Source organism: Allosediminivita pacifica (assembly GCF_003054175.1).
Classification (GTDB): domain Bacteria; phylum Pseudomonadota; class Alphaproteobacteria; order Rhodobacterales; family Rhodobacteraceae; genus Allosediminivita; species Allosediminivita pacifica.
On record NZ_QBKN01000002.1, the window covers coordinates 76,685 to 94,026 of the forward strand.

Sequence of the window (17,342 nt, forward strand, 5' to 3'; positions counted from 1 at the left end):
ACGGCAGTCCTCACATGCCGTCCGCCACAACTTTTCGCAATCGGACCGAACAATGCTCCGCAATCGCCGGAAACTGCTCCGCCGCGCGACCCCGGCCCTGCTGCTCGCATCGGGACTGCTGCTCTTTCTCGTCGTCATCGTCTTCTCGGCGCTGCGCACCTTCTGGATTTCCCTGCACGTCTGGGACGGCTTCGGCGACATGGCCTGGGCTGGCCTCGCCAATTACGTCGAGCTCTGGCGAGACCCGCAGTTCTGGGTATCGCTGCGCAACAATGTCATCTGGCTGGTAGTCTTCCTGCTGGCACCACCGCTCGGACTCGCCATTGCGCTGCTGGTAAACCAGAAGATCCGCTCAATGCGCCTGGCCAAGTCGCTGTTTTTCATGCCGCTGGTGCTTTCGACCGTTACCGTCGGCGTCATCTTCGTGTGGTTCTACGACCCGACCTATGGCCTGCTCGCGCTAATATTCGGTGCCTTCGGCGGCACCGCCCCAGCGGTGCTGTCGAGCGATACATGGGTGACGCTTGCGGTCGTCTTCGCAGCGCTCTGGCCCCAGGTCGCCTTCTGCATGGTGCTGTTCCTCGCCGGTCTCAACAACCTCGACGAGGAGATCATCGGCGCGGGCCGCGTCGACAATGCGCGCGGCTAGCAGATGCTGCGTCACGTGGTGCTCCCGCAGTTGCGGCAGGTCGCTTTCATCGCGGTGGCGATCTCGATGATCGGGGCACTGCGCTCCTTCGACATCATCGCCGTGATGACCAGCGGCGGCCCCTTCGGCTCGTCCACCAACCTCGCCTACCAGATGTACGAGGAGAGCCTGTTTTCCTACCGCTTCGGCTACGGTGCGGCTCTGGCGACGCTGCTCTTTGCCATCATGATGGTGTTCATCGTCTGGTACCTGCTCCGCCTTCTGCGTGACGAAAGGGGCGCGTGATGTACCCTCGCCAAATTCCCGAGTCCCGCCCCGCGTCGCGACTGCTCTATGTCACGGGTGTCTGGGCCGTGCTGTTGCTTTGGCTGATGCCGGTCTTCGCCATCATCCTCACCGCCTTCCGGACATTCGAGGACGTCATGGCGGGCAACTATTGGGGCTGGCCGACCGAAATCAACTTCCGGGGCAATCTCACCGCGGTCTTCACCCAGACCGACATGCTGGACTATTTCGTCAACAGCCTGATCATCACCATCCCTTCGACTGTGCTGGTGCTCGTTCTCTCGACAATGACCGGCTACGTGCTGTCCCGGCACCGCTTCGCCGGGGCGACGCTGATCTTCTCGGTGTTCATTGCGGGCAACTTCCTGCCGCAGCAGGTGTTCATGATCCCGGTGCGCGACCTGATGGTCTCGCTCGGGCTCTACGACACATTCGGCGCGCTGATCATCTTCCACGTCGCGTTCCAGACCGGTTTTGCGACGCTTTTCATGCGCAACTTCATCGCGGCCCTGCCGCATGAGCTCTTCCAGGCGGCGCGCGCTGAAGGCGCAAGCCCCTGGCAGATCCTGATCCAGATCGTCGTGCCGCTGGTGCGGCCCGCGCTCGCCGCGCTGGCCATCCTGCTCTTCACCTTCATCTGGAACGACTACTTCTGGGCAATCGTGCTCACCCAGACAGACGCGGTGAAGCCGGTGACCGCCGGGCTCGCCAACCTGCGCGGCGAATGGGTTTCGTCCTGGAACGTTGTCTCCGCCGCCACTCTCTTCGTCGCCATCCCGCCGGTGGTGATGTTCTTCCTGATGCAACGCCACTTCGTCGCCGGCCTGACCATGGGCGCGGTGAAGGGCTGAGGACTGCCAATGTCAGATGTCAAACTAACCTCCGTTCAGAAACACTACGCGGGCTTCCACGCGCTCAAGGACATCGAGCTGTCAATCGAGCCGGGCGAGTTTGTGGTGATGGTCGGCCCGTCAGGCGGCGGCAAGTCCACGCTGCTGAAATCCATCGCCGGGCTCGAGGAGATTTCCTCGGGCATCATCGAGATCGCCGGACGGGACGTGACCCGCGAAGAGCCCGGCGACCGGGGCATCGCGATGGTGTTCCAGAGCTACGCGCTCTACCCGCATATGACCGTGACCGAGAACATGGGCTTCGGGCTGAAGATCATGAAGCGCCCCAAGGCCGAGATCGACGAGGCGGTGCGCCACGCCTCCGAAATCCTGCGGATCACCGACTACCTCGACAAGAAGCCCGCGCAGCTGTCGGGCGGTCAGCGGCAGCGCGTCGCCATCGGTCCGGCGATCACCCGGCGGCCGCATGTCTTTCTCTTCGACGAGCCGCTGTCGAACCTCGATGCCGCCCTGCGCACGCAGATGCGGGTCGAACTGGCGACTCTGCACAAGAGCCTCGGGGCGACGATGATCTACGTCACCCACGACCAGGTCGAAGCGATGACCATGGCCGACCGCATCGTCGTACTTCGCGCGGGGCGGATCGAGCAGGTCGGCGCTCCGCTGGAGCTTTACCGCAACCCGGTGAACCATTTCGTTGCCTCCTTTCTCGGTGCGCCGCGGATGAACTTCGTCGAGGGGCGTGTCACTGCGCTGGGTGCCGCCGCAACACTCGAGGTTCCAGGGCTGCCGCCCCTCACCATCCCGGCGCTTCGACCGGATCACGGGTTGACCGTTGGTGACGCCGTCACGCTTGGCATCCGGCCCGAACACCTCAGGGCCAACCCCGGAGGCACGGTCGTCATCGCCGAGGCCACGATCCGGCTGGCCGAACAACTAGGACGCGAAACGGTGCTCTACGCTGATGCCGGCGCACTGCGGACCACCGGCTCGGACACCGGCACCGACAACGTCACCCTGCTGCTCGGCGAGGGCGCGCCGCCGGCCGAAGGCAGCACGATCCGCTTCGGCTTCGATCCCGCCGACGCCTATCTCTTCCGTTCCGATGGCCACACCGTCTCGGCCCCGAAGAGCAGCACGTGAATTCCCGAACACGAAAGTAATCCACCGATGAAAAAGACCCCACCCGCGCCGCTCTCCGCCTGGCGCCCGCTCAACATCGACAAGTTCCTGATCGGCGTGCCGCATTACCCCGAGCACGTGGACGAGACCTACTGGGACCACGACGCGCAGCGCATGGCCGAGGCCGGTTTCAACTCCGTCCGCATGGGCGAGTTCGCCTGGCATATCTGGGAGCCCTATCAGGGGCACTTCGACTTCGATCTCTTCGACCGAGCCATCGAGGGGTTGGCCAGACACGGGATCAAGACCATCCTCTGCACCCCGACCGCCACGCCACCGCGCTGGCTGACGCAGGCCCATCCCGAGATGCTCCGCGTCGACGCCAACGGCCGCACCGCCTCGCACGGCTCGCGCCAGCATTGCGATACCAGTTCGCCGGTGCTGCGCGACCATTCGCGCCGCATCACCCGCGCCATGGCCGAGCACTACGCCAACAATCCCAATGTCATCGGCTGGCAGACCGATAACGAGCTCAACACCACCACCTCGATCAGCTTCTCGCCAAGCTGCGAGATCGAGTTCCGCAAGTGGTGCCACCTGCGGTACGGCACGATCGACAAGTTGAACGGGGCCTGGGGCGGCGATTTTTGGGCCACCCACTATGACAACTTCGACCAGGTGCTGCTGCCCTATCCGAACAATCCGGGACATATCTCGCCGGGACACCGGCAGGACTACCACCGCTTCCTCGCCCATGCGACGGCCGCTTTCCAACGTGACCAGGTCGAGATTCTGCGCGCCACCAACCCCGACTGGTTTGTCTTCCACAATCTCGGTCAACTCGAGGACATCGACTTCCGCAGCGAGTTCAGCACCGATCTCGACTTCCTCGGCTTCGACATCTACCCGATGCTCTACGACGAGATGCGCCGTCACGGCGGCCATGCCTACAGCCAAGCCCTTCATCTCGACATCTGTCGCGGCTTCACCGGCAACTTCATCGTGCCCGAACAGGCCTCGGGCTTCGGCTCGCAGCCCCTGTTGTCGACCATGACGCCCGAGCCCGGCGAGATGCGCCGCATGGCGCTGACCTCGGTGGCGCGCGGCGCGGACGGGCTGATGTTCTTCCGCTGGCGTCCCGCGCATTTCGGGGCCGAAATCTACTGGATGGGTGTGCTCGATCACGACGATCAGCCGCGCCGCCGTTATGCCGAAGCCAAGCAGTTCGCTTCTGACATCGCGTCGATCAAGTCCGATCTGCTGGGCAGTTCGGTGCGAATGGATGTCGGAATCGCCGGCTCGGACTTCGACAACCAAGAGGCCTATCGCACCTACCCGATGGGCCTGCCCTCGCCGCTCGAGGACGCGACTGTGCTGCACCGCGCGCTCTACAAGCGCAACATCGCCACCGGCTTCGTCCACCCCGAGGATGACCTCTCGCGGCTCAAGGCGCTTTACGTGCCGCACTGGCTGATGTGGGAGCAGGAATGGACCGACAATCTCCGTGCTTTTGTCGAGGGCGGCGGACTGCTGATCGCCTCGGCAATGACCGGCACCCGCACCCGCGACAACCACATCCTGCGCGAGCTTGCCCCCGGAATGGGCCTTGGTGATCTCCCCGGTGTGCGCGTCGAAGAGTTCGGGCGGGTCATCGCCCCCGGACAGGACGGCCTCTTTCTGCCACCGCAGAAGACCATGGGCTTCGGTCCCGGTGGCGCGCCGCTGCCGGCCTGCTCGACCGCGCGCAGCTACGGCATCCGCTTCGGCAACGAGACCTTCGCCGCCGCGCATCTCTACGAGAAACTCATCCTGCAGGATGATGTCGAGGCGCTCGCCACCTGGGCCGACCGCTGGCTTGAAGGCGAGGCGGTGCTGACCCGGCGCGCGCTCGGCAAGGGCTGCAGCCACTACCTCGGAACCTACATGACCGAGGATCTCGCACATCGATTGATCGACCAGCTCTTCGTACCTGCCGGGATATCCTCGCTACTGCACGGCATGCCCGAGGGCATCGAAGTGACCGAACGCACGCAGGAGGATGGAAAGCGTATGCTCTTCGTGCTCAACACAACCGAACGTCCTGTGACGGTCCCGCTCGAAGGTGGAAAGATCGATCTTCTGACGGGCGCTTCCCTCGGAACGGAGGCACGGATCGAGGGCTACGGCGCCATCGTGCTCAGGGCCTGACCGCCTTCGTCGTCGGTCGCCTGTTCGGCGGCCGGCGCTGCTTCGAAGTCGAACACCTGCTGCACCACGACGGCAGCCGCCCCCGCCATCCAGTAGAAGCTGCTATCGTCCACGAAGACCGGCGGCGGCGTATCGCGGTAGAAGTTCTCCGCCAGCGCCGCTTCCATCGGCCGAATGAAGGCCGCGCCAAGCGCCACCGCCTCGCCGCCCAGCACGATGAGCTCGGGATCGGTGACCGTACACCACTCCGCGAGATGACGCCCGATTGCGCCCCCGGCATCTGCCACGAAACTCAGAGCAGCTTTGTCCCCAACCTCGAGCGCTCGGGCGAGAGGCTCCGAATATTGCTCACCCCAGCGCGCCGCCAGCGAGGCGGCCGAAAACCAGGCCTGCAAGCAGCCTCTTCGACCGCACTCGCACATGGGGCCGGACGGGTCGTGCAGCACATGACCCACCTTTCCCGCCGTTCCCAATGCCCCGCGCCGCACCTTGGCATCGGAGATCACCGCGTAGCCGATACCGTCCCCCACGGCGAGCGCCGCGAAGTTCTGGCACGCTTGTCCGAGGCCGAACATGTGATGCGCGAGCCCGAACGCCAGCGTATCATCCTCGATGAACACCGGTAGGTCCAGCGCTTCGGAGAGCATCGAGGCGATCGGCACCTCGTCCCAGTCGAACCGATGGCTGCGGATGCACATGCCGCTGTGCGGGTCGATCCGCCCGGGCACCGACAGGCCGACCCCAAGGATCGGGCGACCGGCTCCATGCTTTGTCGTGAGCTGGGACACCGCCTCGGCGGCAACCGAGACGACCGCTTCGGGACTGACATCGGTGAGCGTCGAGCTTTCTCCGTCGATCACGTTGATCCCGAAATCGGTCAGTATGCAGTCGACCCGCGACGGGCCGACCTTCACACCGATGGCGAGATGCCCTTCGGTGTTCAGCATCAATGGCACCGGCTTGCGTCCGCTGCCATTTCGGCTCGAGGTGCCGGTGATCAGGTAACCTTCGTCAAGAAGATCACCGACCACATGGCCAACCGCCGCCGGGCTGAGGCCCGTGCGCTCCGCCAGCTCCGACCTGCTGAGGCCTCCGGTCGTCCTGATGAGGTTCAGGATCAGCCTTCGGTTTATCGCCCGGCCGGTCTTCTGATCGATCTTCTTCTTATCGGTGAAACGCATGCTACGGATGGTATTCGTTCGCCTGTGGCGGCGCAATCTGAGACGTTCGTCACTGGCGCTTTGACCGCTCATGCCGTTGAGGGTGGCGCATAGTTCATTTCACCGCCAGTACACTTGGAATCTTGTGGACAAGCCGCAAGAAGAGCTCCCTCGTGCTCGATCAAGATCCGCCATTCCGTGCTTTGGAACGACTCCACGCTGGCGTCCAACAGCTGCGCCGCAGCGGATTTCGGTGGGACGGGCGTCTGGAAAGGGCCGTTCTCGACACCGACGCATTTGGCGAGCCTCCCGTAGGCACCGAACAAAAACGGCCGCCGGTTCGCTCCGGCGGCCGTTCTCATTTGCTCGAAAGACGGGGACGGCCTGAACCGCCCCTGCCCGACCTCAGACGAGGTCGAAGCGGTCGGCGTTCATGACCTTGGTCCAGGCCTTCACGAAGTCCTTCACGAACTTCTCGCCCGCGTCGTCGCAGGCATAGACCTCGGCCAGCGCCCGCAGCTCGGAGTTCGAGCCGAAGACGAGGTCGACGCGCGTGGCCGTCCACTTCACTTCACCGCTCGCCCGGTCGCGGCCCTCGAAGAGGTTGGTCTCGCCTTCGACGGCCTTCCACTCCACACCCATGTCGATGAGGTTGACGAAGAAGTCGTTGGTGAGCTTGCCCGGACGGTCGGTGAAGACACCGGCCTTGGAGCCCTCGTAGTTGGCATCCAGCGCGCGCATGCCGCCCACCAGCACCGTCATCTCGGGCGCGGTCAGCGTCAGCAGCTGGGCGCGGTCGAGAAGCAGTTCCTCGGTCGGGACCGAGAAGTCCTGGCGCAGGTAGTTGCGGAAGCCGTCGGCCAGCGGTTCGAGCGGCTCGACGCTCTCGCTGTCGGTCTGCTCCTGCGTGGCGTCGGTGCGGCCAGGGGTGAAGGGCACGGCGATGTCGACGCCCGCGTCCTTGGCGGCTTTCTCGACGGCGGCGGTCCCGCCCAGCACGATCAGGTCGGCCAGCGACACCTTCTTGGAGCCGGCGCCCGCGTCGAACTCGGCCTTGATGCCTTCGAGCACGCCCAGCACCTTGGTCAGCTGCTCGGGCTGGTTCACTTCCCAGTCCTTCTGCGGCGCAAGACGGATGCGCGCGCCGTTGGCGCCGCCCCGCTTGTCGGAGCCGCGGAAGGTCGAGGCCGCGGACCACGCGGTGTAGACCAGTTCCTGAAGGCTCAGCCCGCTGTCGAGCAGCTTGGTCTTGAGCGCCGCCACGTCGCTGTCGTCGATCAGGTCATGATCGGCGGCCGGCACCGGGTCCTGCCAGATCAGGTCTTCCTGCGGCACTTCCTTGCCGAGGTAGCGCACCTTGGGACCCATGTCGCGGTGGGTCAGCTTGAACCACGCGCGGGCAAAGGCGTCGGCGAAGGCCTCGGGGTTCTGGTGGTAGTGGCGCGAGATCCGGTCGTACTCGGGGTCGGTGCGCAGGGCGATGTCGGTAGTCGCCATCATCGGCTTCACCTTCTCGTCCGAGCCGTCGACCTGCGGCGCGTAGTCCTCTTCCTTGAGGTCCTTGGGCGTCCACTGCCAAGCGCCAGCGGGCGACTTGGTGAGCTCCCACTCGTAGCCGTAGAGCATGTCGTAGTAGGACATGTCCCACTTGGTCGGCGTCGGCGTCCAAGGGCCTTCGAGACCCGAGGTGATGGCGTGCTTGCCCTTGCCGCTTTCGTGCGTCGAGGCCCAGCCAAAGCCCATGGCGGTGATGTCACCAGCCTCGGGCTCGGCGCCGACCAGCGCCGCGTCGCCCGCACCGTGGGTCTTGCCGAAGGTGTGGCCGCCCGCGATCAGCGCGACGGTTTCCTCGTCGTTCATCGCCATGCGCGCAAAGGTGTCGCGGATGTCGAAGGCCGAGGCTTCGGGGTCGGGTTTGCCGTCGGGGCCTTCGGGGTTCACGTAGATCAGGCCCATCTGAACGGCGGCCAGCGGGTTCTCCAGCGCGCGGCCCTCGGAGTAGCGGCTGCCCTCCTTGTCCGAGGTGGCGAGCCATTCCTGCTCGGTGCCCCAGTAGATGTCCTCTTCCGGTTCCCAGATATCTTCGCGACCGCCGCCGAAGCCGAAGGTCTTGAAGCCCATGGATTCCAGCGCGACGTTGCCGGTCAGAATGAAGAGGTCGGCCCAGCTCAGCGCGCGGCCGTATTTCTTCTTCACAGGCCACAGCAGACGGCGGGCCTTGTCGAGGTTGCCGTTGTCGGGCCAGCTGTTGAGCGGCGCAAAACGCTGCGAGCCCGAGCTGGAACCGCCGCGGCCGTCACCGGTACGGTAGGTGCCCGCGCTGTGCCATGCCATGCGGATGAAGAAGGGGCCGTAGTGCCCGTAGTCCGCCGGCCACCAGTCCTGGCTGTCGGTCATGACCTTGTGCAGGTCGGCCTTCACTTCGTCGAGGTCGAGCTTCTTGAACTCGGCCGCGTAGTCGAAGTCGGGATCCATAGGATCGCCCAGCGGCGAATTCTGGTGCAGGATCTTGAGGTTGAGCTTGTTGGGCCACCAGTCCTTGTTCGAGCGCGCGCCGAACGTGGTGTTCTTCGGCGGGCCGGCGTGCATCACCGGGCATTTGCCGGTGTTGTCCATATCGTTTCCGTCCATGTCGATCTCCGATCTTGGCTAGATGGCAGCCGCGGCTGTGCCGTCAGGCACCCGCGGGGCGGTCGGGCGGACCTGGCAGGCAGGCCGCGAATAGTGGGGAACACGGCCGGTCGGCCGCGTGGAATCGCCGATGGTCATGACAGGTGTCGCGGCGCTCATCTGCGTCGCCCTCTCCCTTCGCGATTCTCGTCGCATCCCCGTTGGTGCCCCCTGCCTAGCAAAAGGCGGCGATCAGATTAAGTTGCATTTTCTGATCGCATGTATAGCTTTTGCCTATGACAAACCTCACTTTCAAGCAGCTTCGCTACGTCGACGCGCTGGCCCGCCACGGGCACTTCGGACGCGCGGCGGACTCCTGCGCCGTCTCGCAGCCCGCGCTGTCGGTTCAGATCCGCGACTTGGAACAGGAGCTCGGCACCAAGCTTTTCGAGCGCGGCGCGCGGCAGGTCCGGCTGACCGGCTTCGGCGAGGAGTTTGCCGCCCGCGCCCGCGAGATCCTGCGCTCGGTCGACGAGCTGGGCGAACTGGCCCGCGCCGCCCGCGGGCGGCTGGTGGGGCGCCTGCGGCTCGGCATCATCCCGACGATCGCGCCCTACATGCTGCCCCGCATCCTCAGCACGCTGTCCGAACGCTACGAGGGCATCGACGTGCACGTGCGCGAGACGGTGACGCCGCGGCTGCTGCAGGAGCTCAACGACGGCCGGCTCGATGCCGCGGTGGTCGCGCTGCCCGTCTCCGAGCCCAACCTGACCGAGGTCGCGCTTTTCGACGAGGAACTCGTGCTCGTGCGCCACGAGAGCGAGGCCGCCGCGCCCCCGCCCAGCGCCGACATGCTGCGCGAGATGCGGCTGCTGCTGCTCGAGGAAGGCCACTGTTTCCGCGACCAGGCGCTGTCCTTCTGCTCGCTCCAGTCGCCCCGCCCGCGCGAGGGGCTCGACGGCAGCTCGCTTTCGACGCTGGTGCAGATGGTCGGCGCCGGCATCGGCGTGACCCTGATCCCCGAGATGGCCGTCCCGGTCGAGACCCGCTCCGCCCCGGTCTGCGTGACGCATTTCGAAGGCACGCCGCCCAAGCGCACGGTCGGCATGATCTGGCGCCGCAGCAGCCCGCTTGCCGATCAGTTGGGCGAGATCGCCGAGGCGGTGGGCAGTTGTGCCCGGGCCATGCGCCACCAGCAACTCGGACCCTCCGGCGTCTCGGCCGCCTGACCGACCGGCGCCGGAGGGCCCACCCTCAGCGCCGGATCTCGAAGCCTTCGGGCACCTCCGCCCCCGGCGCCTCCTGCACGGCCAGGTCGCGAACCTCCGAGGCCGGTGGCCCGCTGCGCATCCGCTCCAGCATCTGGTCAACCCGCGCGGCATCGCCCGCAAGACAGCCGGTCACGTCGCCGCCGGGTTCGTTGCGTACCCAGCCGCGCAGCCCCAGATCGCGCGCCTGCTCCTGCGTCCAGGCGCGGAACGACACGCCTTGCACCCATCCGCTGGCCTTCACCTCGACAATCCGCATCATTCCCTCCGAATCCGGCGCCGCAGAGCGGCCTCTCCCCCACAACGCGCCTTGACCGGCAGGGCGTTCCGCCGCATATCGCCCCTCATGACTCCACTCTCGCGCATCCGCAATTTCTCCATCGTTGCCCACATCGACCACGGGAAATCCACCCTGGCCGACCGGCTGATCCAGCTCACCGGCACCGTCGCCGAACGGGACATGAAGGACCAGCTGCTCGACGCCATGGACATCGAGCGTGAGCGGGGCATCACCATCAAGGCCAACACCGTCCGCATCGACTACCCGGCGAAGGACGGCAACACCTACGTGCTGAACCTCATCGACACGCCCGGACACGTCGACTTTGCCTACGAGGTCGCCCGCTCCATGCAGGCGGTCGAGGGCTCGCTGCTGGTCGTGGACGCCACCCAGGGCGTCGAGGCACAGACGCTTGCAAACGTCTACACCGCCATCGACGCCGACCATGAAATCGTCCCGGTCCTGAACAAGGTCGACCTGCCCGCCTCGGACCCCGACCGCGTGCGCGAACAGATCGAGGACGTCATCGGCATCGACGCCTCCGAGGCCTGCCTGATCTCGGCCAAGACCGGCGTCGGCATCCCCGACGTGCTCGAGGCGATCGTCAACAAGCTGCCGCCCCCGGACGAGGGCGACGCCGACAAGCCGCTCAAGGCCATGCTGGTCGATTCGAAGTACGACCAGTACCTCGGCGTCATCGTCATCGTCCGCGTGATCGACGGCACCCTGAAGAAGGGCGACCGCATCCGCATGATGAAGACCGGCGGCACCTACGACGTCGACGACGTGGGCGTCTACCGCCCCGCCATGACCGCCGTCGAAAGCCTCGGCCCCGGCGAGATCGGCTATCTCAACGCCTCGATCAAGCAGGTCCGCGACACCCGCGTCGGCGACACCATCACGCACGAGAAAAAGCCCTGCGAAACCGCGCTGCCGGGCTTCAAGCCCTCGGTGCCCGTGGTCTTCTGCGGCCTCTTCCCGGTGGATGCCAACGATTTCGAGGACATGCGCGACGCGATCGAGAAGCTTGCCCTCAACGACGCCTCCTTCACCTACGAGATGGAGACCTCCGCCGCCCTCGGCTTCGGCTTCCGCTGCGGCTTCCTCGGGCTGCTGCACCTCGAGGTGATCCGCGACCGGCTCGAACGCGAGTACGGGATCGAGCTCATCACCACCGCGCCCTCGGTGATCTACCACCTTTACACCAAGGACGGCGAACGCCGCGACCTGCACAACCCCGCCGACATGCCCGACATGACGACCGTGGGCCACATCGAGGAACCGCGCATCAAGGCCACCATCATGGTGCCCGACGAATACCTCGGCGACGTGCTCAAGCTCTGCCAGGAACGCCGCGGGTTGCAGATGGACCTCACCTACGTGGGCGGGCGCGCCATGGCGGTCTACGACCTGCCCCTGAACGAGGTGGTCTTCGACTTCTACGACCGGCTGAAATCGGTCACCAAGGGCTACGCCAGCTTCGACTACGAGATGATCGGCTACCGCGAGGACAACCTCGTGAAGATGTCGATCCTGGTGAACGACGAACCCGTCGACGCGCTGGCCATGATGGTGCACCGCGACCGGGCGGAAATGCGCGGCCGCGCCATGTGCGAGAAGCTGAAAGAGCTGATCCCGCGCCACATGTTCAAGATCCCGATCCAGGCCGCCATCGGCGCCAAGGTCATCGCGCGCGAGACGCTTTCGGCCATGCGCAAGGACGTGACCGCCAAGTGCTACGGCGGCGACGCCTCGCGCAAGAAGAAGCTTCTGGAAAAGCAGAAGGCCGGCAAGAAGAAGATGCGCCAGTTCGGCAAGGTCGAGATCCCGCAGGAGGCGTTCATCTCGGCCCTGAAGATGGACAGCTAAAGCCTTCCACACGCCGCGCATGACAAATGCGCGGCGTCGCGCTATCCTACCCCATGCCGACGGTCTTTCGTTTCGACGGATATCGCTTCTTCTTCTACTCGAACGAAGGCGACCCGCGCGAGCCGGTCCATATCCACGTGATGAAGGACGGCGGCGAAGCGAAGTTCTGGGTTCATCCCGTCTCCCTGTCGCGAAGCCACGGCATCGACGCACGAACCCTCAAGAGGCTGGCATGGGTCATCGCGGCCCGGACCGAGGAAATCGACGAGGCTTGGGATGAGCATTTCGGCGACTGAGGTACGTTTCGACGAAGCCAACATGTGGCTGTCCCTTTCGGACGGCCGCACCCTCGGTGTTCCCCTCACGTGGTTTCCCCGCCTGCTTGCGGCGGAACCGGCGCAGCTCGAACGGGTCGAGATCACGCCCTTCGGGCTACACTGGGAGGATCTGGACGAGGATATCTCGGTCCCGGCCCTTCTGGCTGGAAACCGCGATCAGGCGGCGTAGCGTTTCGGCCGCTCACCCAAGCCGGTCCAACACCCGCTCAGCCGCCCGCTCCACAAGCGCCAATGTCCCATCAAAATCCCGCGTGTAGTACGGGTCCGGCACCTCACCCACGCCCGGCTCATCGAGGTAATCCGTTAACATCTCCAGCCGCGCCGTGGCGTCCGAGGGGCGCAGGGCCTCAAGGTTGGCGTAGTTCGACGGGTCCATGGCGAGGATCAGGTCGAAGCGGTAGAAATCCTCGACCGAGACCTGCCGCGCCCGCAGCCCCGACAGATCGTAGCCCCGCGCGGCGCCGGCCTTCTGCATGGGGCCGTAGGGTGGCTCGCCCACGTGCCAGTCGCCGGTGCCGGCGCTGTCGAGGGTGAGGTCCAGCCCCCGATCGCGGGCCTTTGCGCGCAGGACCGCTTCGGCGGAGGGGGAGCGGCAGATGTTGCCGAGACAGACGAAAAGGATGCTCTGTATCATGCCCCTCGTGATACCGGAGCCGCGCGCGGGACAAAAGTCGGGACAAGAGTCAAACAAGCGCACGAAAAAGGGGCGAGAGTTGCCCCTCGCCCCTTGGCATCCGGAATGGCGTTGCCTCAGTCCTCGAGTTCGTTCTCGGTGGCCTGGGCGGTGTTGCTGATGCCCTGACCGGCGTTCTGGACGTCCTCGCCGGCGCCTTCGACGGTTTCGCAGGCGGCAAGGATCCCAAGGGCGGTCAGCAGGATTGCAAAGCGGGGCATGGTCACTCTCCTCTTCGTGAACTGTTTGGCCCCCAACACGACCCCGCCCGGTCATGTTCCTTGGTTTACGCAAGGGAAGCAACGCACCCAGACTGACACAGGTCAAGGCAGACACATAGAGAATCGACCATGTGTGCGGCGAAAGCCAGTCACAGGAGGCCCCAGATGCTGCGCCTTGCCGGAATCCTCTATTCGCTGATCGCCACGACGCTTGCGGGCAGCGCTGTCATCGCGGTGCTGGTGGCGGGCTACGACACGCTCGTGCCGATCCTGATCGCCGCCGCCGTGGGTTTCCTCGCCGCCTTGCCCGTCTCGTGGATGGTGGCGCGCGCGCTCTACAACGACGCCTGAGCTCAGGCGCCCGACACCCCGGCCTCGGCAAAGGTCGCCATGCCGTTGTGACAGGCCAGCGCACCCTTCAGCACCTGCAGCGCCAGCGCCGCGCCCGTGCCCTCGCCCAGCGCCATGCCGAGGTCGAGCAGCGGCGCGCGGTTCAGCGCCTCGGTCAGCTTCCCGTGCCCGGCCTCGGCGCTGCGGTGCCCGATCAGGCAGTGGTCCAGCGTCTCGGGGCGCGCCGCCATGAGCGGCGCCACGGCGGCAGAGCAGATGAAGCCGTCGAGCATCACCGGAATACGCCGCAGACGGGCCTCGAGCACCGCACCGCAGATCGCCGCCTGTTCGCGTCCGCCGAGCGCCGCGAGCTTGCCGATGGCATCCACCTCGGCGTGCAGCTCCACGGCCCGTTCGATCACCCGGGCCTTGAGCGTCAGCCGGTCAGCGTCCGCCCCGGTGCCGCGCCCGACCCAGTCGGCGCCGCTGCCGCCGAAGGCGCCAAGGCACTGCGCGGCGGCGACCGTCGAATTGCCGATCCCCATCTCGCCCAGCAGCAGCACGTCGGCGTCCGGGTCCACGGCGGCCGCCCCCCGCAGCATCGCCGCGATACACTCGGCCTCACCCATGGCGGGGCCTTCGGAGAAATCCGCCGTGGGATGGTCCAGATCCAGCGCGATCACGCTCAGGTCCGCCCCCGCCTCGCGGCAGAGCTGGTTGATCGCGGCCCCACCCGCCTCGAAATTCGCCACCATCTGCGCGGTCACTTCCTGCGGGAAGGGGTTCACCCCCTGCGCGCAGACCCCGTGGTTGCCCGCAAAGACCAGCGCCTGCGCGCGCGTCACCTGCGGCCGCCCGGTACCCTGCCAGCCGGCCATGAACTCGGCCAGCTCTTCGAGGCGACCCAGCGACCCCGGCGGCTTGGTCAGCTCCATCTGCCGTTGCCGCGCGGACTCGGCGGCGGCGGCGACCGGCACGGGCAGGTCGAGCGTCAGGACATCGGCGAGGGCAGAGAGGGCAAGCTTGGTCATTGCGGTTTCACCTTCAGGGGATAGCCGGAGACGACAAGCCAGAGCTCGTCGCAAACGGCGGCCATGCGCTGGTTCAGAAGGCCCGCCGCATCGCGGTAGGCCCGGGCAAGGGCATTCTCGGGCACGATCCCGGCGCCCACCTCGTTGGTGACAAGCACCACGGGCGCGGCCTGCGCGGCGACCGTCTCCGCCAGCGCCTCGGCCTCGGAGGCCCAGTCGCGCTCGGCCAGCATCAGGTTGCTGAGCCAGATCGTGAGGCAGTCGACAAGCCGGGGGGCATCCCCGTCGCTTTCGCGCAGGGCGGCGCAAAGATCGTAGGGCGCGTTCAGCGTCCGCCACTCCGGCCCGCGCCGCGACTGGTGCAGGGCGATGCGCTGCGCCATCTCGGCGTCATGCGCCTCGGCGGTGGCGATGTAGACGGCAGGCTGCCCGAGCGCCAGCACCTGCGCCTCGGCAAAGGTGCTCTTGCCAGAGCGGGCACCACCTGTGATGAGCATCGACTTAGCCATGGGACCGTGACAAATCAGGTTCCGCCCCGTTTGGAAAGACCGAGAATGCCTTGCCCGAACCCGATCATGGTGCAGAACAATCCACAGGCCTGTGGAATGGTGAGCTTTGGCATGGTTCATCCCTGTAATACAGGCATTTTCGGGCTTTGGGGGCCAAAGCGTCCACCTGCAATCCCCACAGCCGGGCACGACCTGTCCACGAAGTTATCCACAGGGTGGACAGTTTGATGCCCTTCGTCGCGGGACACTTCGGGGAGTGGCTGCAGGGGCGGCTTGGCCCCGACGGGCCGGTGGCGCTGGTGACCCTGCCCTGCCCCGTGCGTGGCGTGCGGGCCGGGCGTCTGGGTGACGGTCCGCTGACGCTCGAAGGCGATTGCCCGGCGCTGACGCCCGCCCGCGCCGCGGCCCTGCTCGAGGCGCTGGAACTGCCTGTCGCGGGGCGGTTCGAGGTCACGGCCGATCTGCCGCCGGGCGGTGGCGCGGGCATGTCCACAGCCGCTCTGGTGGCGCTGGGACGGGCCGCCGGCGCGCCCGAGGACCGTATCGCCGCCGCCTGCCTCGCGGTCGAGGGGGCCAGCGATCCGCTCATGCTGCCCGCCCCCGGCGCGGTGCTCTGGGCCCCGCGAGAGGCGCGCGTGCTGCGCGACATGCCCCCGGCGCCCCCGGCCACCTTTCTCGGTGGATTTCTCGGCGCTCCGCAGGAGACCGATCCCGACGACATGGACTTTCCCGACATCTTGGACCTTGTCGCCGCATGGGAGCACACGCAGACACTCGACGGCATGGCGCAGATCACCCAGACCTCGGCCCGCCGCACGACGGACCTGCGCGGCCCACAGGATGACCCGTCCGAGGGGCTCTGCGCGGCGCTCGGGGCGCTTGGCTACGCCCGGGCGCACACTGGCTCTGCGCGCGCCTTCATCTTCGCGCCCGGCACGGCCCCCGCCATCGGCGCCGACATCCTGAGCGCAGCCGGCCTGAGCGGCGTCTTCACCTTCGACACGGGAGGCGCCCCATGAGCTTCGCCCTCGTCATGGCACTGGCCTGCGCGCTCGACGCGGCCTTCGGCTGGCCCGACTGGATCTACCGCCGCATCGGCCACCCGGTGGTCTGGATCGGCGCCGTGATCGCGGCCCTGGAACTGCGTCACAACGACGGCGAGCCCGCGGAACGGCGCCGGGCCGGGACGCTCTGCGTGGTCACCACGCTCGCGGTGGTGCTTGTGCCAACGCTGCTCCTGCAGATCGCCCTGCCCGGCGGCGCCTTTGGCCACATCCTCGCCGCTGTGCTCGTCTGGCCCTTCATCGCCATCCGCTCAATGCACGACCACGTCGCCGCCGTCGCCCGCCCGCTGGTGGCGGGGGACCTCATGGCCGCGCGGCAGGCCGTGGCCATGATCGTGGGGCGGGATCCCGCCCGGCTCGACCACGCGGGCACCGCGCGCGCAGCGCTCGAAAGCCTGGCCGAGAACACCTCGGACGGGATCGTGGCGCCGGTTTTCTGGGGCGTGATCGCGGGCCTGCCCGGCATCGCCGTCTACAAGGCCATCAACACGCTCGATTCCATGATCGGCCACCGCAACGAACGGTTCGAGGACTTCGGCCGCAACGGCGCGCGGCTCGACGATCTGGTGAACCTGATCCCCGCGCGGCTGACCGGCGTGCTTTTCGCCGTCGTCTCGCGCCGCCCGCGCAAGGCGCTGACCACCATGCGCCGCGACGCCGATCACCACCGCTCGCCCAACGCCGGCTGGCCCGAGGCCGCCATGGCAGGCGCGCTCGACATCCGCCTGTCGGGCCCGCGCATCTACGGCGACCTGATCGCGGACGAGCCCTGGGTGAACGCGGGCGCGCCCGATCCGACTGGCGCCACGCTCGCCGCCGGGTTAGGCCTCTACCGCCGGGCGATGCTGGCCATGGGGCTGGTGCTGCTGGCGATTGCGGCGATCTGACCGGGACG

19 protein-coding genes are annotated in these 17,342 nt (G+C 66.7%); 12 read left to right on the forward strand and 7 right to left on the reverse strand.

Annotation, left to right across the window (positions count from 1 at the left end; translation table 11 throughout):
- The first annotated feature begins 52 nt into the window (after positions 1 to 52).
- Genes C8N44_RS01875 through C8N44_RS01890 form a run of 5 tightly spaced genes read left to right on the forward strand, consistent with a single transcriptional unit; the run spans position 53 to position 5,094 of the window.
- Positions 53 to 649: a carbohydrate ABC transporter permease gene (locus C8N44_RS01875; RefSeq protein ID WP_244640952.1), complete on the forward strand. Its 597-nt coding sequence runs from the start codon at positions 53 to 55 to the stop codon at positions 647 to 649.
- A gap of 3 nt (positions 650 to 652) precedes the next feature.
- Positions 653 to 934, forward strand: a complete 282-nt coding sequence (locus C8N44_RS23730; protein WP_244640951.1) for a carbohydrate ABC transporter permease — start codon at positions 653 to 655, stop codon at positions 932 to 934.
- Positions 934 to 1,785, forward strand: coding sequence for a carbohydrate ABC transporter permease (locus C8N44_RS01880; protein ID WP_107974473.1), 852 nt, complete (start codon positions 934 to 936; stop codon positions 1,783 to 1,785). Before C8N44_RS23730 ends, C8N44_RS01880 begins: the two co-directional genes overlap by 1 nt.
- A gap of 9 nt (positions 1,786 to 1,794) precedes the next feature.
- Entirely contained in the window at positions 1,795 to 2,928 is a 1,134-nt protein-coding gene (locus C8N44_RS01885) for an ABC transporter ATP-binding protein (protein WP_107974474.1), read from the forward strand.
- A 27-nt stretch (positions 2,929 to 2,955) separates the two neighbouring features.
- Positions 2,956 to 5,094 (forward strand): beta-galactosidase, encoded by a 2,139-nt coding sequence (locus tag C8N44_RS01890; protein ID WP_107974475.1) that lies wholly within the window; start codon positions 2,956 to 2,958, stop codon positions 5,092 to 5,094.
- Here the strand turns inward: C8N44_RS01890 and C8N44_RS01895 are convergent.
- Complete coding sequence (locus tag C8N44_RS01895) at positions 5,067 to 6,275, reverse strand: ROK family transcriptional regulator (RefSeq protein ID WP_158273986.1); 1,209 nt, start codon at positions 6,273 to 6,275, stop codon at positions 5,067 to 5,069. The genes C8N44_RS01890 and C8N44_RS01895 overlap by 28 nt on opposite strands.
- Before the next feature lie 384 nt (positions 6,276 to 6,659).
- Positions 6,660 to 8,885 carry a catalase/peroxidase HPI gene (gene katG, locus C8N44_RS01900; protein WP_107974477.1) on the reverse strand — a complete coding sequence of 742 codons (2,226 nt, stop codon included), beginning with the start codon at positions 8,883 to 8,885 and terminating at the stop codon, positions 6,660 to 6,662.
- A 275-nt stretch (positions 8,886 to 9,160) separates the two neighbouring features.
- On the opposite strand from katG, the gene C8N44_RS01905 reads away from it, so the two are divergent.
- Positions 9,161 to 10,093 carry a LysR substrate-binding domain-containing protein gene (locus C8N44_RS01905; protein ID WP_107974478.1) on the forward strand — a complete coding sequence of 311 codons (933 nt, stop codon included), beginning with the start codon at positions 9,161 to 9,163 and terminating at the stop codon, positions 10,091 to 10,093.
- Between the two features lie 25 nt (positions 10,094 to 10,118).
- Here the strand turns inward: C8N44_RS01905 and C8N44_RS01910 are convergent, their stop codons facing one another.
- On the reverse strand, positions 10,119 to 10,391 hold the full coding sequence (locus tag C8N44_RS01910; protein WP_245412987.1) for an acylphosphatase: 273 nt from the start codon (positions 10,389 to 10,391) through the stop codon (positions 10,119 to 10,121).
- A gap of 87 nt (positions 10,392 to 10,478) precedes the next feature.
- Between C8N44_RS01910 and lepA the strand changes: the two genes are divergently transcribed.
- Genes lepA through C8N44_RS01925 form a run of 3 tightly spaced genes read left to right on the forward strand, consistent with a single transcriptional unit; the run spans position 10,479 to position 12,788 of the window.
- Positions 10,479 to 12,281: a translation elongation factor 4 gene (gene lepA / locus C8N44_RS01915; protein ID WP_107974480.1), complete on the forward strand. Its 1,803-nt coding sequence runs from the start codon at positions 10,479 to 10,481 to the stop codon at positions 12,279 to 12,281.
- 26 nt (positions 12,282 to 12,307) lie between these two features.
- Positions 12,308 to 12,577: a DUF4160 domain-containing protein gene (locus tag C8N44_RS01920; RefSeq protein ID WP_244640950.1), complete on the forward strand. Its 270-nt coding sequence runs from the start codon at positions 12,308 to 12,310 to the stop codon at positions 12,575 to 12,577.
- Positions 12,558 to 12,788, forward strand: coding sequence for a DUF2442 domain-containing protein (locus C8N44_RS01925; RefSeq protein ID WP_107974481.1), 231 nt, complete (start codon positions 12,558 to 12,560; stop codon positions 12,786 to 12,788). The genes C8N44_RS01920 and C8N44_RS01925 overlap by 20 nt, the downstream gene beginning before the upstream one ends.
- Before the next feature lie 12 nt (positions 12,789 to 12,800).
- On the opposite strand, the gene C8N44_RS01930 is transcribed toward C8N44_RS01925, so the two are convergent.
- Both C8N44_RS01930 and C8N44_RS01935 read right to left on the reverse strand, forming a co-directional pair.
- Positions 12,801 to 13,253: a low molecular weight protein-tyrosine-phosphatase gene (locus tag C8N44_RS01930; protein WP_107974482.1), complete on the reverse strand. Its 453-nt coding sequence runs from the start codon at positions 13,251 to 13,253 to the stop codon at positions 12,801 to 12,803.
- 116 nt (positions 13,254 to 13,369) lie between these two features.
- Positions 13,370 to 13,513 carry an entericidin A/B family lipoprotein gene (locus C8N44_RS01935; RefSeq protein ID WP_107974483.1) on the reverse strand — a complete coding sequence of 48 codons (144 nt, stop codon included), beginning with the start codon at positions 13,511 to 13,513 and terminating at the stop codon, positions 13,370 to 13,372.
- Positions 13,514 to 13,678: 165 nt separating this feature from the next.
- On the opposite strand from C8N44_RS01935, the gene C8N44_RS01940 reads away from it, so the two are divergent.
- Complete coding sequence (locus C8N44_RS01940) at positions 13,679 to 13,864, forward strand: CTP synthetase (RefSeq protein ID WP_107974484.1); 186 nt, start codon at positions 13,679 to 13,681, stop codon at positions 13,862 to 13,864.
- Between the two features lie 2 nt (positions 13,865 to 13,866).
- Here the strand turns inward: C8N44_RS01940 and cobT are convergent, their stop codons facing one another.
- Together cobT and cobU are read right to left on the reverse strand one after the other, a co-directional pair.
- Complete coding sequence (gene cobT, locus C8N44_RS01945; RefSeq protein WP_107974485.1) at positions 13,867 to 14,874, reverse strand: nicotinate-nucleotide--dimethylbenzimidazole phosphoribosyltransferase; 1,008 nt, start codon at positions 14,872 to 14,874, stop codon at positions 13,867 to 13,869.
- Positions 14,871 to 15,383, reverse strand: coding sequence for a bifunctional adenosylcobinamide kinase/adenosylcobinamide-phosphate guanylyltransferase (cobU, locus tag C8N44_RS01950; protein ID WP_107974486.1), 513 nt, complete (start codon positions 15,381 to 15,383; stop codon positions 14,871 to 14,873). Before cobU ends, cobT begins: the two co-directional genes overlap by 4 nt.
- A gap of 227 nt (positions 15,384 to 15,610) precedes the next feature.
- Here cobU and C8N44_RS01955 point away from each other — a divergent pair, with 227 nt between their 5' ends.
- A complete protein-coding gene (locus C8N44_RS01955; protein WP_107974487.1) occupies positions 15,611 to 16,402 on the forward strand; it encodes a propanediol utilization protein in 792 nt (263 codons plus the stop codon).
- Positions 16,399 to 17,334 carry an adenosylcobinamide-phosphate synthase CbiB gene (cbiB, locus tag C8N44_RS01960; RefSeq protein WP_107974488.1) on the forward strand — a complete coding sequence of 312 codons (936 nt, stop codon included), beginning with the start codon at positions 16,399 to 16,401 and terminating at the stop codon, positions 17,332 to 17,334. Before C8N44_RS01955 ends, cbiB begins: the two co-directional genes overlap by 4 nt.
- Positions 17,335 to 17,342: the final 8 nt, after the last annotated feature.